Origin of the sequence: Pacificoceanicola algae (genome assembly GCF_049341065.1) — a bacterium.
Classification (GTDB): Bacteria; Pseudomonadota; Alphaproteobacteria; order Rhodobacterales; family Rhodobacteraceae; genus Pacificoceanicola.
In genome coordinates, this window is the sequence record NZ_JBMPIX010000014.1 from 20122 (window position 1) to 34192 (window position 14071).

At 59.9% G+C, this 14071-nt stretch carries 20 protein-coding genes; 15 read left to right on the forward strand and 5 right to left on the reverse strand.

The genetic code is table 11. The features are described 5' to 3' along the window. Positions 1–83 precede the first annotated feature (83 nt). The 15 genes from ACOYQJ_RS17675 (at position 84) to ACOYQJ_RS17745 (ending at position 9378) form a co-directional block, all read left to right on the forward strand. Positions 84–935: an SMP-30/gluconolactonase/LRE family protein gene (locus tag ACOYQJ_RS17675; protein ID WP_422907323.1), complete on the forward strand. Its 852-nt coding sequence runs from the start codon at positions 84–86 to the stop codon at positions 933–935. 11 nt (positions 936–946) lie between these two features. Beyond that, positions 947–1429: a tRNA (N6-threonylcarbamoyladenosine(37)-N6)-methyltransferase TrmO gene (tsaA, locus tag ACOYQJ_RS17680; RefSeq protein WP_422907324.1), complete on the forward strand. Its 483-nt coding sequence runs from the start codon at positions 947–949 to the stop codon at positions 1427–1429. 122 nt (positions 1430–1551) lie between these two features. Continuing rightward, positions 1552–2430, forward strand: a complete 879-nt coding sequence (locus ACOYQJ_RS17685) for an urease accessory protein UreD (protein ID WP_422907325.1) — start codon at positions 1552–1554, stop codon at positions 2428–2430. 12 nt (positions 2431–2442) lie between these two features. Then, positions 2443–2745, forward strand: coding sequence for an urease subunit gamma (locus ACOYQJ_RS17690; protein ID WP_422907326.1), 303 nt, complete (start codon positions 2443–2445; stop codon positions 2743–2745). A gap of 40 nt (positions 2746–2785) precedes the next feature. After that, positions 2786–2962: a hypothetical protein gene (locus tag ACOYQJ_RS17695; RefSeq protein ID WP_422907327.1), complete on the forward strand. Its 177-nt coding sequence runs from the start codon at positions 2786–2788 to the stop codon at positions 2960–2962. Further along, the gene (locus tag ACOYQJ_RS17700) at positions 2959–3264 is read left to right on the forward strand and encodes an urease subunit beta (protein WP_422907328.1); all 306 of its coding nucleotides are present in this window, start codon (positions 2959–2961) and stop codon (positions 3262–3264) included. The genes ACOYQJ_RS17695 and ACOYQJ_RS17700 overlap by 4 nt, the downstream gene beginning before the upstream one ends. Beyond that, on the forward strand, positions 3264–3563 hold the full coding sequence (locus ACOYQJ_RS17705) for an antifreeze protein (RefSeq protein WP_422907329.1): 300 nt from the start codon (positions 3264–3266) through the stop codon (positions 3561–3563). The genes ACOYQJ_RS17700 and ACOYQJ_RS17705 overlap by 1 nt, the downstream gene beginning before the upstream one ends. A gap of 30 nt (positions 3564–3593) precedes the next feature. Next, on the forward strand, positions 3594–3881 hold the full coding sequence (locus tag ACOYQJ_RS17710; RefSeq protein WP_422907330.1) for a hypothetical protein: 288 nt from the start codon (positions 3594–3596) through the stop codon (positions 3879–3881). Between the two features lie 23 nt (positions 3882–3904). Next, the gene (ureC, locus tag ACOYQJ_RS17715; protein ID WP_422907331.1) at positions 3905–5665 is read left to right on the forward strand and encodes an urease subunit alpha; all 1761 of its coding nucleotides are present in this window, start codon (positions 3905–3907) and stop codon (positions 5663–5665) included. Positions 5666–5762: 97 nt separating this feature from the next. After that, on the forward strand, positions 5763–6350 hold the full coding sequence (locus ACOYQJ_RS17720; protein ID WP_422907332.1) for a hypothetical protein: 588 nt from the start codon (positions 5763–5765) through the stop codon (positions 6348–6350). Positions 6351–6378: 28 nt separating this feature from the next. Next, complete coding sequence (gene ureE / locus ACOYQJ_RS17725; RefSeq protein WP_422907333.1) at positions 6379–6909, forward strand: urease accessory protein UreE; 531 nt, start codon at positions 6379–6381, stop codon at positions 6907–6909. Beyond that, positions 6899–7534 (forward strand): urease accessory protein UreF, encoded by a 636-nt coding sequence (locus ACOYQJ_RS17730; RefSeq protein ID WP_422907334.1) that lies wholly within the window; start codon positions 6899–6901, stop codon positions 7532–7534. Before ureE ends, ACOYQJ_RS17730 begins: the two co-directional genes overlap by 11 nt. A 14-nt stretch (positions 7535–7548) precedes the next feature. Further along, entirely contained in the window at positions 7549–8181 is a 633-nt protein-coding gene (gene ureG, locus ACOYQJ_RS17735; RefSeq protein ID WP_422907335.1) for an urease accessory protein UreG, read from the forward strand. 115 nt (positions 8182–8296) lie between these two features. Beyond that, entirely contained in the window at positions 8297–9217 is a 921-nt protein-coding gene (locus ACOYQJ_RS17740) for an IS1595 family transposase (protein ID WP_422907336.1), read from the forward strand. Further along, a complete protein-coding gene (locus ACOYQJ_RS17745) occupies positions 9214–9378 on the forward strand; it encodes a hypothetical protein (RefSeq protein ID WP_422907337.1) in 165 nt (54 codons plus the stop codon). Before ACOYQJ_RS17740 ends, ACOYQJ_RS17745 begins: the two co-directional genes overlap by 4 nt. On the opposite strand, the gene ACOYQJ_RS17750 is transcribed toward ACOYQJ_RS17745, so the two are convergent. The 5 genes from ACOYQJ_RS17750 to ectA form a co-directional block, all read right to left on the reverse strand. After that, positions 9379–10176, reverse strand: a complete 798-nt coding sequence (locus ACOYQJ_RS17750) for a hypothetical protein (RefSeq protein WP_422907338.1) — start codon at positions 10174–10176, stop codon at positions 9379–9381. 118 nt (positions 10177–10294) lie between these two features. Then, positions 10295–11719 (reverse strand): aspartate kinase, encoded by a 1425-nt coding sequence (locus ACOYQJ_RS17755; RefSeq protein WP_422907339.1) that lies wholly within the window; start codon positions 11717–11719, stop codon positions 10295–10297. A 22-nt stretch (positions 11720–11741) separates the two neighbouring features. Then, positions 11742–12149: an ectoine synthase gene (locus ACOYQJ_RS17760; RefSeq protein WP_422907340.1), complete on the reverse strand. Its 408-nt coding sequence runs from the start codon at positions 12147–12149 to the stop codon at positions 11742–11744. A 4-nt stretch (positions 12150–12153) separates the two neighbouring features. Beyond that, positions 12154–13428, reverse strand: coding sequence for a diaminobutyrate--2-oxoglutarate transaminase (gene ectB / locus ACOYQJ_RS17765; protein WP_422907341.1), 1275 nt, complete (start codon positions 13426–13428; stop codon positions 12154–12156). Positions 13429–13503: 75 nt separating this feature from the next. Next, positions 13504–14034, reverse strand: a complete 531-nt coding sequence (gene ectA / locus ACOYQJ_RS17770; protein ID WP_422907342.1) for a diaminobutyrate acetyltransferase — start codon at positions 14032–14034, stop codon at positions 13504–13506. Between the last annotated feature and the right edge of the window lie 37 nt (positions 14035–14071).

A 14071-nucleotide genomic window follows, 5' to 3' on the forward strand; every position in this document is an offset into this window, starting at 1 on the left:
CTTTATCAAGGCAACCTGCGAGCGGGGCTTGTTCCTCAGCCGCTGATGTGGACAGTTAGGGCCAATGCTGCGGGAGGATGTGCATGAGCACCAAGGTTTTGTCGGACACCATTTGCGAGCTGGGTGAGGGGCCTTTGTGGCATCCCGAGCGCGAGACATTTTTCTGGTTCGATATCATGGGTCGAAAGCTGTACGAGCATGACGGCAAAGTTCAGCGCCATTGGCAGTTCGACCGTGAAGTCTCGGCTGCCGGTTGGGTTGATCGAACCCATCTGCTGATAGCCACGGCGCGTGACCTGATCCTGTTCGATCTTGAGACCGGGCAGGAAAGCCATCTGGTCGATCTTGAGGCCGACAACCCCGGCACCCGCTCCAACGACGGGCGCGCTGATCCGCAGGGCGGCTTTTGGATCGGCACTATGGGCTATGGGCTGGAACCGGGTATCGGCGCGATCTATCGCTTTTACAAAGGCGAGCTGCGCCAGCTTTATCCCGGCATCTCGATCCCCAACGCGATCTGTTTTACCCCGGATCGGCGACACGCCTATTTTGCCGACACTGGCGACAAGATCATCCGCAAGGTGGCGCTGGGCGCCGATGGCTGGCCCGACGGCGCGCCTCAGGTCTGGCTGGATCTGGGAGCCGAAGGGTTGAACCCCGATGGTGCGGTGGTCGATGCCGAGGGCAATTTCTGGAACGCGCAATGGGGCGCTGGACGTGTCGCCTGTTATCGCCCGGACGGAAGCTTTGAGGCGGCGTTCAAGCTGCCCGCGACACAGACGACCTGCCCGGCGTTTGGTGGCCCGGGGTTGATGCGGATGCTTGTGACCTCGGCGGCTGGTGGCGCGCCTGAGGGTGAGACTGGCGCGGGCAAGACCTATGTCATCGACCTGCTGGCGCGTGGGCAGCAAGAACATCGGGTGATCTTGGAATAAGGTAGTTCACTATGGCACATCACGGCGACGCGGTGCGGGCTGGAGAGGTCACACTGGACGGGCAACTGGCTGAAAACGCAGGGGTTTCATTTATTGGCGTCATTCACACTCCCTTTTTGACACGCGACGATTGCCCCCGTCAGGGCAGTTTTGATGGACCCGAGTGCCGTATTGAAGTGGACCCGCGCCTGACCCCGGCCCTTGAAGGGATCGAACGGTTCGAGACTTTGGAGATCCTGTACTGGTTGCACAAGGCGCGGCGCGATCTGCTGACCCAAAGCCCCAAGTCGGATGGTGCCTTGCGCGGAACCTTTTCCCTGCGCTCGCCATTGCGGCCAAACCCGATTGGAACCTCCCGCGTGCGTCTGATCGCGCGCGAGGGAAATGTGCTGATCGTGCGGGGGCTGGATTGTCTGGACGGCACGCCCTTGCTGGACATCAAACCGGATCGCTGCAGCTATACGGTGCAGGCGCCGCCCAAGCCTGAGGCCTGAGTTTTCAAGGCGCACAGTATTCGGGCGTTTGGCGTAATATTTGTGCATTTACTCTGTGTTCACCTTTCGAATCCAGCCGGAACCCGTGCTGGGTGGGCTAGATGTCTTGAGGCTGCGCTCAGGTGGGCGAAACTTCGGCGCAACTGCCGGAGGACGCTGCCATCCCCTATGACCAGACATCGCGCGCAGCTTCGGCTGCGATTGCGCCCCAGCGGGCGCGCGGGCAGGCGCATCTGACGGTGCGGCGGCGCGACAGCAAATCTGTTCTTGGCGATCTCCACATGTCTGGAAGCAGCAAGCTGCTGTTTCCGCGTGGAAGCGGCGCGGCGCTTGACGCGGTCTATCTGAATTCAGCGGGCGGTGTGACGGGCGGTGATGCCTTTGCGCTTTCGGCGCGGGTGGATGCGGGCGCAGCCTTGCGGATGACGACTCAGGCGGCCGAACGGATTTACCGCGCGGCGCCGGGCCTTCCTGGACGGGTGGAGACCAAGCTGACCGCTGAGGCAGGCGCAGCATTGACATGGTTGCCGCAAGAGACAATCCTTTATGATGGCGCAGCGCTGGATCGGAGCCTTTGCATTGATCTGGCCAAAGACGCGTGGCTGCTGGCCTGCGAAGTGCTGATTTTCGGCCGTCAGGCGATGGGCGAGAGCGTTCAAGACCTTTACCTGCGCGACCGGATCGACTTTCGGGTAGATGGCTCACTGATCTTTGCCGACCGCCTTCGGCTGGATGGCGATGCGGCGCAAACCCTTGCCCGCCCTGCGGTTGCAGGGGGCGCACTTGCCGTGGGCTCGGTGATTTGCGCAGCGCCGGACATCGCTGCCCGGCTTGACACCCTGCGTGAAGGCCTGCCGCCGTTGGCGGGCGCGTCAGCCCTGACCGACGATCTGATCTTCCTGCGCGTGCTGGCCTATGACAGCTATGAGTTGCGCAGATCCCTCGTGCCGCTTTTGCAAGACCTCGCGCAGAGCGACCTTCCCCGACCCTGGATGCTGTAAGAGACGAAAAAGATGAACCTGACTCCCCGAGAAAAAGACAAACTGCTGATTGCCATGGCGGCCGAAGTGGCCCGCAAACGGCTGGCGCGCGGCGTCAAACTGAACCACCCCGAGGCGATTGCGCTGATTACGGACGCAGTGGTCGAAGGCGCGCGCGATGGCCGTACGGTGGCCGATATGATGCAGGCCGGGGCACAGGTCATCACACGCGATCAATGCATGGAAGGGGTGCCCGAGATGATACACGAAGTGCAGGTCGAAGCCACTTTTCCTGACGGCACCAAACTGGTGACCGTGCATCAGCCGATCCGCTGAGAATTGAGTTTCTGGAAGTAAAACTACGAAGGAGATCACGATGTTGAAATCTGTTCTGACCGCAGGGGCGGTGACGGCCGCCGGGCCCGCTCTGGCGCATTCCGGTGCGCATCTGCACCCGCATGATGGCGCCAGTTGGCTGACGATGGTGGCGGCTCTGGCGGTTTTGGCTGTGGCGGGCGGTTTGGCCGTGGCGCGCAAGAGGACTTCGAAGTGATCCCCGGTGAAATGATCCCGGCAGAAGGCACGCTGACGCTGAACGCCGGACGCGAGGCGATTACCTTGATGGTGGCCAATACGGGAGATCGCCCCGTGCAGGTGGGCAGCCATTATCACTTTGCCGAGGCCAACTCGGCGCTGGACTTTGACCGCGCGGCGGCGCGGGGCAGACGGCTGGACATTGCGGCAGGGACGGCGGTGCGCTTTGAACCCGGCCAAAAGCGCGAGGTTCAGCTGATCGAAATGTCGGGCGCGCGGCGGATTTACGGATTCAATCAGCAAGTCATGGGAGATCTGTGATGTGGCCGCTTTCGATGGTGCAGGCCTGGATGCGTACGGCAAGCGCAGGGGTCGCCATGGCGATTGACGTGCAAAGCGTCATCAATCTGCGGATTTTGGGGCTGGCCGGGTTGCGCGCCTCGCCCGAGGGCGAAGGCTGGCGCATGATCCATGAAAAACAACCGGCGTTTATGGCAGCCGGCATCGCTTGGCAAAATGCCATTCTGGCGGGCGACGACTGGAGCGCGCAGGCCGAAGCGGCAACGCGCCCTCTGGCCCGCAAGGCGCGGTCCAACCACCGCCGTTTGATGCGCCGCTGACATCCGAACCCACAGATAGGAAGACCTGACATGTTTGCCTTTACCCCTTTTTCGTTCACTGCCGGACTGATCCGCACCTCGGGCGCTGTATGGGCACGAAACCTGCGCTGTTTGCAGGTCTTTATGGATGCCGCAGTCGCGCAGCAATTGACGGTGGTGGGGCGGGCCCATCCTGTCGCGGCCCTCGGGGTCTTTGGTGGGACGGGCAGAGTGGCGGCCAAGAAAGCCGCCTTGGGCCGCACGCCGCGCAAGCCTTCGACACCGCACATCGCACCCGCCACTGCCGCTGATCTGGACGATTCCGACGTCCCCGTCTGACCTTTCCGAATAGGAGCCCCAAGATGCCCGCAACGATTTCGCGCGCCGATTACGCCGCCATGTTTGGCCCCACCACCGGCGACAAACTGCGCCTCGCCGACACCGATCTGTTTATCGAGGTCGAAGCAGACCTGACCGCTCAGGCGGTTGGCGCGGCCCAAAACGGGGGCAGCGGAGCCAATGCCGCGATCTACGGCGAAGAGGTCAAATTCGGCGGCGGCAAGGTGATCCGTGACGGCATGGGGCAGTCACAGGCGACACGGGCCGAGGGCGCTGTCGACACCGTCATCACCAATGCGCTGATTGTCGATTGGACGGGCATCTACAAGGCTGATGTCGGTCTGAAAGACGGGCGCATCCACAAGATCGGCAAGGCGGGCAACCCCGACACCCAACCCGGCGTGAACATCATTGTTGGCCCGGGCACCGAGGCCATCGCAGGCGAGGGGCGCATCCTGACCGCCGGCGGTTTTGATAGCCATATCCATTTCATCTGCCCTCAGCAGATCGAGGATGCCCTGCATTCCGGTCTGACCACGATGCTCGGCGGTGGCACCGGCCCCGCGCATGGCACCTTGGCCACGACCTGCACGCCAGGGCCTTGGCACCTTGGGCGGATGTTGCAGGCGGCGGATGCCTTTCCGATGAACCTTGCTTTTGCTGGCAAGGGAAATGCCTCGCTTCCGGCGGCCTTGGAGGAACAGATCCGGGGCGGCGCCTGCGCGCTCAAGCTGCACGAGGATTGGGGCACGACCCCCGGCACCATCGATTGCTGTCTGTCGGTGGCCGATGCCTGGGACGTGCAGGTGATGATCCACACCGACACGCTGAACGAAAGCGGCTTTGTCGAGAACACGGTCAAGGCCATGAAGGGCCGCACCATCCACGCCTTTCACACCGAAGGGGCGGGGGGCGGCCATGCGCCGGATATCATCAAGATCTGCGGCGAGCAGCACGTTCTGCCCTCGTCCACGAACCCGACGCGGCCCTATACGGTCAACACGCTCGAAGAACATCTCGACATGCTCATGGTCTGTCACCACCTTGATAAGTCCATCCCCGAGGACGTGGCCTTTGCCGAAAGCCGCATCCGGCGCGAGACAATCGCCGCCGAGGATATCCTGCACGACATGGGCGCTTTTTCGATCATCGCGTCGGACAGTCAGGCCATGGGCCGCGTCGGCGAGGTGATTATCCGCACATGGCAAACCGCTGACAAAATGAAGAAACAGCGCGGCAGCCTGCCGGAGGAAACCGGCGACAACGACAATATGCGCGTGCGTCGCTACATCGCGAAATACACCATCAATCCGGCGATTGCCCATGGCATCAGCCACGAGATCGGCTCCATCGAAGAGGGTAAGCGCGCCGATCTTGTGCTTTGGTCCCCCGCGATGTTCGGGGTGAAACCCGAGATGGTGCTGATGTCTGGAACCATCGTCTGCGCCCAAATGGGTGATCCCAACGCCTCGATCCCGACGCCGCAGCCGGTCTATTCGCGGCCCATGTTCGGTGCCTACGGGCGGTCGGTTGAACATTCGGCAGTGACATTCGTTTCCGAAGCGGCGCAGTCCGAAGGGATTGGCGCTCGGCTTGGTCTGGCCAAGCAGACAGTGGCGGTGCGCAACACGCGCGGAATCGGCAAACGCGATCTCAAGCTGAACGATGCGACGCCGCATGTGGAAGTGAACCCTGAAACCTACGAGGTGCGCGCGGATGGCGAATTGCTGACCTGCGAACCCGCCGAGGTTCTGCCCATGGCGCAGCGCTACTTTCTGTTCTGAGGGCGTCACGCCGCAGACCGGGGCCCGCGCGGTGGGGGTTGACTGGCCAAGGCATTGTGCCTGCACTGTCGCTGCACGCAGACTTTAAGGACCATATATGTTTCGTTTTGCCCTTCTCGTCGCTTGTCTTGCCCCAGCCGCCGCAATGGCGGCCTGCCCGACGGGTGACGATCTGAAAACCGGAATTCGCTTTGCAACCTCCGGCGGCGACACTGAAGAATTCTCGCGCTTCACCGAGGATACTGTGGCATCGCATTACTACGTTGGCGGCGTTCTGGACTCGCGCGTGTTATTGGCACGCGGCCTGTATTTGTCAGAATATCTGGTGATGAAAGACGGACAGCCCGATCTTGAGACCAGGTCGACCTATGCCTTTCCCATGGCGCCGGGAGATATGCCTTTGCCCGCGCCGGGGGGCGTGTTCTCGGTCAATATTACGGTGAAAGACGCGGGCGCGCTTTACGGTGAAACTGATATCTACACCTCAGGGCAAGAGACACAGGTGCGGTTTGGAAGCTGTGCCTACCGGATGATCCCGGTTGAATTCCGATTTGAGCCTGATGAGACAAACAGCGTGGAGCTGCTGCATTGGTTGCCGGATCTTGGTCTGTCTTATCTGGCAAAATCCACGTCGCCCGATGGGAACGACACCTACAGCTACATTTCTATCGAGGCGATGGAATAGGGGCATGAACCCCAAGGAAGGAAACAGAATGTCGGCATTGCCAAAGTCCCACAGTATTGCGCGCGCAGGGTCTTGGACGGGGGCGCAGGACCGCTGCCAACTCAGTTACGAAGAGCGGTTCTTGCGCCGCAAGGTGCTGACGACCGAGGCGGGCAGGGGCTTTCTCGTGGATTTGGCCCATACCGAAAGCCTTGATCATGGCGACGCCTTCACGCTGAGCGATGGCGCGCTGATCGAGGTGGTCGCGGCACAGGAACCCTTGCTTGAGGTGCGCGGGGCCAATCTTCCGCGCATCGCATGGCACATAGGCAACCGTCATACGCCCTGCCAGATCGAAACCGAGCGTCTTTTGATTCAGCGCGATCATGTGATCCGCGATATGCTGGTGCTGATCGGGGCGCAGGTGTCCGAAGTCGAAGAACCCTTCACCCCGGAAGGCGGCGCCTATGGCCACGGGCGCACCCATGGTCACGACCACTCTCACAACCACGGGCCACAGGCGCAGTCCCATAGCCACGACCACGATCACGACCACAACAACCATCACCATGAGCACTGATCCGCACCTGCTGCTGCATCAACTGTTCTCGCCCGCCTTTCCGGTGGGGGCCTTTGCATGGTCGCACGGTCTTGAGACGGCGATACAGGATGGGCAGGTCGCAGACGCGGCCTCGGCTTTGGATTGGGTAGCGACGGTTCTGGAGTTTGGGGCGGGTTGGTCGGACGCGGTGCTATGCGCGCAGGCCGGGCAGGGCGGTGATCCAAGCGCCTTGTCCGAACTGGCCGCCGCGCTCAGCCCCAGTTCAGAACGGCGTGCCGAGACCATCGAGCAGGGACGCGCCTTTGCCGCGACGGTGTCCGAGGTCTGGGGCCTGCAGGTTCCAGCGGCGCCTTACCCGGTGGCCATTGGCGCGGCGGTGCGCGCGCTGGGCCTGCCTTTGGATTCGGCGCTGCGGCTGTATTTACAGGCCTTTGCCGCCAATCTGACCTCGGCGGCGGTGCGGCTTGTGCCCTTGGGGCAGACGGATGGTCAAAGGATCACCCGCGATCTGGCGCCGTTGTGCGAGACACTGGCAAGCCGTGCGCTTTCGGCCGATCTGGACGAGATCGGCGGCTTTGCCCCGGTTCTGGACATCCAAAGCCAGCGGCATGAAACACTTTATTCGCGGATCTTCCGCTCATGATCAGGAGGGAGAGGATGACATCTCCGAACGGACCTTTGCGCGTTGGCATAGGCGGCCCTGTGGGCGCCGGGAAAACCACGCTGACAGCGCAGCTTTGCGCGGCCTTGCGGGACAAGGTCTCGATGGCTGTGGTCACCAATGACATCTACACCCGCGAAGACGCCGAGGAACTCATGCGCCGTCAGGTGCTTCCGCTGGATCGGATCAAGGGGGTCGAAACGGGCGGCTGTCCGCACACGGCGATCCGCGAGGATGCCTCGATCAACCTTGCGGCCATTGCCGAACTGAACGCGGCCTTTCCCGATCTGGACCTGATCCTGATCGAAAGCGGCGGCGACAATCTGTCGGCCACCTTCAGCCCCGAGTTGGCGGATGTGACCATCTATGTGATCGACACGGCTGCGGGTGAAGAGATCCCGCGCAAGGGCGGTCCTGCGATCACGCGCTCGGATGTGCTGGTCATCAACAAGACGGACCTTGCGCCCTATGTCGGTGCGTCCCTTGAGGTGATGCAGCGCGATGCAGAGCGGATGCGCGCCGGGCGGCCCTATGTCTTTGCATCGCTCAGGCACGGCAAAGGCGTTGATGAAGTTGTCGATCTGCTGGTGAATATTGGCGGGCTGGCACTTGCCCAACCGGCCGAGTAAGGGGCGCTGCCCCTCTGGCGCCATAGGCGCCATTCACCCCGGGATATTTTTGGGCGATATTATACTTGACGTACCCACTCCGAACGCCTATTTTATAAGGGTAAGGAGAAAAACCATGTCGATCATGTCCCGCAAAGAGTTCCACGACGAACAAGCCGCCTACGATTATGTAGAGGCGCGGGTCTGGCCGCATGGAGCAACCTGCCCGAAGTGCGGAGAGCATGAGCGCGTATCCAAGATGGGTGGAAAATCTACCCGTATCGGCGCGTACAAATGCTACAAGTGCCGCAAGCCATTTACCGTTAAGGTCGGAACCATCTTTGAAAGCAGTCATGTTCCAATGCATATCTGGCTGCAAGCGATCTACCTGATGTGTGCCAGCAAGAAGGGCATAAGCAGCAACCAGTTGCACCGCACCCTTGGTGTTACTCTTAAAACCGCGTGGTTCATGTCGCATCGAATACGTGAGGCTATGCGTAACGAGAACGGCCCGTTTGGTGTTGGCGGTGGGTCTGTTGAGATTGACGAGACCTTCATTGGCAAGGAACCTGGCGTCACTAAGTCCAAGACCGCTAGGGGCGGTGCTCACAAGATGAAAATTATGACCCTTGTGGACCGCGATACCAAAAACGCGAAATCTGTCGTGGTTGACGACCTTACCGTATCCACTATGTCCAAGGTAATAACCGATAACATGGCGCGCGAAGCCCGCATGATTACTGACGAGTATCGCCAGTACAAGCTGATGGCGAAGGACGTATCCGCAGAGCATGACTTTGTGCGCCATGGCGCAGGCGAATACGGGCGCGGCGACATTCACACCAACACCGTCGAAGGCTTCTACAGCATTTTCAAGCGGGGCATGCGGGGTATCTACCAGCACTGCGGAAAGCAACACCTGCACCGCTACGCGGCTGAGTTTGACTTCCGCTACAACAACCGTTCCGCCAAGGAAATCAGCGATACCGTTCGGGCTGACATCGCCCTCACTGGAATTATTGGCAAGCGGCTCACCTACGAAACAATTGGTGCATGATGGCAAAGAAGCCCGAGAGCGATCAAAAGCAATACAAGCGGTTCCTCGAAAAGGTAAAGGAACTGGAGGACGCTGGCGAACTAAACCCCACAGAGGCTGATGAATCATTTGAGCGAGCAATGCAGCGCATGATCTGCCCGAACGGCAAGCGACGAGATTGATCATTGAATACTCCGAATTTCGGCCCAGCTGACAAAGCTCTTCGATGGGGCAATGAAGCTATCAACGAATTTGATATTAACTGCAGGTCTTTCTTCGATAATGGCCCACTGAGAGAAGTCAGACAAAAAGATCTTGAGAGCGGGCAAATTGTTGTCAAGGTTATCAGCACAGCCGACATCCCCGACTCTGCTGAAAAGCAAGCTTTTTATGCTATTCAGTGCATCAAGAACTCCTTCGACAGAGCTACTTACGCCGCCTGCATTGCCTTCGGCGCGATTCTCACAGGAAATACGTCCGTCAATTGCCCTTGGGCCGACTCCGCAGCCGGAACAGAAGGAATCCTTAATGGCAGATCTTCTAAGTTCCCTCCAAAACTCCGGCCTATAATCCATGCGCTCCAACCATACGGCACTGGTCAAGGTTACACCGGAGGCGATGACATTTCTCGACAACTCGCCAAAATAGCCAATCGGAAGCACACAGTTGACCTCACATTCCTTCCAAATGTCTCTGGCTTTATGCTCTTGAAAGCTGATTTTTCTACTGACGGAAAGTCTGGCGCTCTCCAATTGCGACGGCCTCGCTGGGATTCTATGAAAAATGAGTGCGAAATCATGAGGTTGCCCGGAGACGTTTATGATGTACCCGAGTACAGACTTGGACTTGACGTAGTCTTTGACGAATCCGGACCCATTTTCGAGATACCTGCCGTTAAAGCCCTTCGCCACTTCGCGGGAAAGGCTAAGGCGTTTATTCAAGCACTCGAACTTGAAGCCAAGGTCATGTAGATCATTCATAACCTACACCCATTTCCACATGGGTACGGCAAGTATAATAACGCCTATTTTTGGACCAATGAAGAAAGGGGCGGCGCATTTCTGCGTCGCCCCATTTGGTCAGGTCTGATCTTGCAGATCAGGCGGCTTGTTTCAGCGGTTTTTCAGCCTTGCCCATGAAAGTGTCGTGCAGAGATTTGACGGCACAGTCAAAGTCGTCTCGCAGAATGACAAACTGCGCGTCAACAGTGCGCGTGGTTTGGTGCGCGCTGACCACATCGACGCCCGCCTTGCGCAGGCAGCCAAGCCCGCGTTCCAGCACGTGCAGCCCGCGCAGGTCACGCCCGATGACCGAGACGATGGCCGCCGCGCGCACGTTGATTTGCGACTGCGGGTAGCGTGACAAAAGCTCTTTCTCCAACATCCGGACGCGGCTGAGCGGCGCGTCGATGTAATGCGTGATGGTGTTGGCGTTCGAGGTTTTGGAGACGATGCGCAGATCGAACCGTTTGAGCAGCTCGAGCGTTGTGGCATCATAGCCTTTTACGCCCACCATATCCTGCTCGAACAGTTCCAGCGCATAGACTTCGAGGCCGGTGACCATTTCGGCCACGCCCTTTTCAGCTTCGGCTTCGTCGATCAGGGTGCCCGGATCGTCGGGTTCAAAGGCGTTGGTCACACGCAGCGGAACCTCGGCCTGACGCAGCGCCTTAGCGGCGGTGGGGTGAATCGCCTCCATCCCCATGTTGGCCAGTTGGTCGGCCACGTCATAGTTGGTGTGACCCAGCTTGCGCACGTTTTCAGCGCCGACCAGTTTCGGATCGGCGGAGGAGAGGTGGAATTCCTTGTGGATGATCGCCTCGCGCGCTTTGGTCAAGGCAGCGATCTGGCTGAATGTCACCTCGGAATAGCCGCGGTCGAATTCGGCCATCAGGCCTTCACGGCACTGGGCATAGCCGGTGACAATAGGCATCTCGGTTTCCAGATCCACGTCGGACAGCCCGTCAAGAATACGCTCGTCCAGCGACATTTCGCGATCATCGCGCCAGCCAGAAAGATCGACAAAGCGCGCATTCACGCCCGCGCGGCGCAATCGCAGGGTGGTGACAAAGGCGGAATGCGCCTCGCCAAGACCGGACAGCAGTTCGCGGGTTTTGCCCATGTGCTCGGACAGGCGGAAGTGCCCGTAAGAACACAGGCGCTGCAGATCGATCAGGCAGGACCGCGCCCCCTCCATACGTTCGCGCAGGAAGTCGCGGGCGTCGGCGCGATCCGCGGAGTTGCCAAGAACCTCGTCCTGTGCAGCGCGCATGGCCGCTTCGACGCTGGACAGCGCACTGTGCCACCCGTGATCTTCGGTTTCGTCAGCAAAATGCGCGTAAACGCCCGGCTCACCTGACTTCTTGTGTTCCAGCAGCAGGTCGGTGATCCCCCCAAAGGCAGAGACCACGAAAATCCGGTTGTAATCCGGCTTGGAGGCGCGAAACAGCGGTTCCAGCAGTTCGTTCACGCGGCTCATCGACGTGCCGCCGATCTTTTCGACAGTGTGGTTCTTGAAGGTCATCCAGGGCCTCTTTTCAGTCCGCTTACGCGTTTTCGGTGACCTCGTCGGGCGCGGCATAAGAGCCGTCCTCGCGGTGCACCTCGTTGCCCGTCACAGGCGGGTTGAAGCAGCAGGCCATGACCAGCTCTTCTTCGGCGCGCAGGATGTGACGGTCGTGTTCATTCAGGGCGTACATGACGCCGGGCGTGATCTGATGGGTCTCGCCGGTCTTGAGGTCGGTGATCGACCCCTTGCCCTGCATGCAATAGACGCTTTCGAAGTGGTTCTTGTATTCGAAGGTGTGTTCAGAGCCCGCTTCGAGAAAGGTGATGTGGAAGGAAAAGCCCATCCCGTCATCGGCCAGCAGCATCCGCACGCTTGTCCATTTCGAGTCCGAGACCACGCGGTCTCGTTCGTCTTTCACGATCTTGTTGAAGTCACGTACAATCATTGTGTTACTCCGCGGCCATCTGTTTATGTTGTGTTGCTTCCTCGGTGGCTGCCAGAAGGATGACCAGACCTTCGCGCAAGAGCGCCGAGGAGGTGGTCAACGGAGCCAACACCTTGACGACTTCGTCATGCGCGCCCGAGGTTTCGATCACCAGACCCTTGTCAAAGCAGCGCGCGCAGATCTCTGCTGCAAGCGATCCGCTGCCGACATCGACGCCTTGCATCAGCCCGCGGCCTTTGAGGGCCGCGCCGGGAACCATGTCCGCTACGGCCTGAAGACCGCTCGTCAACTGCACCGATTTCTCGGTGAGTTTTTGCTGGAAGTCATCGGTTTTCCAGAACTTTTCCAGCGCCACGCGGGCGGTGACAAAGGCATGGGTGTTGCCGCGGAATGTGCCGTTGTGCTCGGCGGGCTTCCAGATATCCAGCTCGGGTTTGACAAGCAGGGCGGCAAAGGGCAGGCCCATCCCGCTAAAGGATTTGGCCAGCGGGATCAGGTCGGGCTTGATGCCCGACGCTTCGAAACTGAAGAAGGTTCCCGTGCGACCGCACCCTGCCTGAATATCGTCGGCAATCAGCAGCGCGCCGTGTTTCTTGGCCAGCTTGGCAATGCCCTGCATCCAGGCATCAGAGGCGGCGTTCAGGCCACCTTCGCCTTGCACCGGTTCAAAGATGAACGCGGCGGGGGCGTCGATCCCGGACGATGGGTTGCCCAACATGGTTTCGATCACTTCAAGAGTGTCGATATCGCCGAGCGAGCCTTCGAATGGCATGTGGGTCACACCATCCAGATCGGTGCCGGCGCCAGCGCGTTTGCCAGCGTTACCCGTCAGTGACAAAGCGCCCATCGTCATGCCGTGGAAGGCATTGGTAAAGGCGATCACGTTGCGGCGGCCAGTGACCTTGCGGGCCAGTTTGATCGCGGCTTCGACGGCATTGGTACCGGTCGGGCCAGTCATCATCACCTTGTGATCCATATCGCGCGGTTTGAGAATGATCTCTTCAAACGCGGTCAGAAAGGCGGTCTTCGCTTCGGTGTGCATGTCCAGCGCATGGGTGATGCCATCGCCCTGGATGTGCTTGATCAGCGCGGCCTGCATGTCGGGGTCATTGTGGCCGTAGTTCAGCGAGGAACAGCCAGCCAAAAAGTCGATGTAGCGGTTGCCATCCGAGTCCCACAGCTCCGAGCCCTTGGCCCGGTCAAAGCTGGTGGGAAAGCTGCGGCAATAGCTGCGTGCTTCGGATTCGCGGCGGTCGTAAATTGTCAGATCGGTCGTCATGAGAAAACTCCTGTCGAAAAAGGGAATCCCGGGCTGTCGCAATGGCGTGCCCGGGACGAAAATGGCGGACGTGGATCAGGCCGCGCGGCGCAGCGCAGCGGGCAGAGTGATCGTCACCATATGTTCGGTGTCATGCTGACCCACGAAATGCGTGTCGCGGGTAAAATGCGCTTGATCGTCCAGCAGGGCGTCCTGCTTGTCGGCCAGCTTGGTGAACAGCGCCCACGAGGCATCGTTGTCGCGCGTGATGGTGGTTTGCATACGGCGGACACCGCGACATTCCTTGCGGTCCAGCAGGGCATTCAGCATGCGGCCGCCAACGCCTTTGCCGCGCGCGGCCTCGGATACGGCCACCTGCCAGACGAACAGAGTGTCTTCGTCATGGGGCAGTAGATAACCAGACACCCAGCCCACGATCTCGCCGTCCATTTCGGCAACCACACAGGTGTCACGGAAGTGATCGGCCTGCAGCAGGTTGCAATACATCGAGTTCTCATCCAGCGGCTTGCAGTCGCTGATCAATTGCCAGATGGCCGCGCCGTCTTCGCGGACGGGCTTGCGGAAGGTAACGGTGCCTTTCGGCTTGATGTCGTGAAGTGTGTGCACTGGTCGCCTCGTAAATTGCTTCGCTGTACTAAGTATA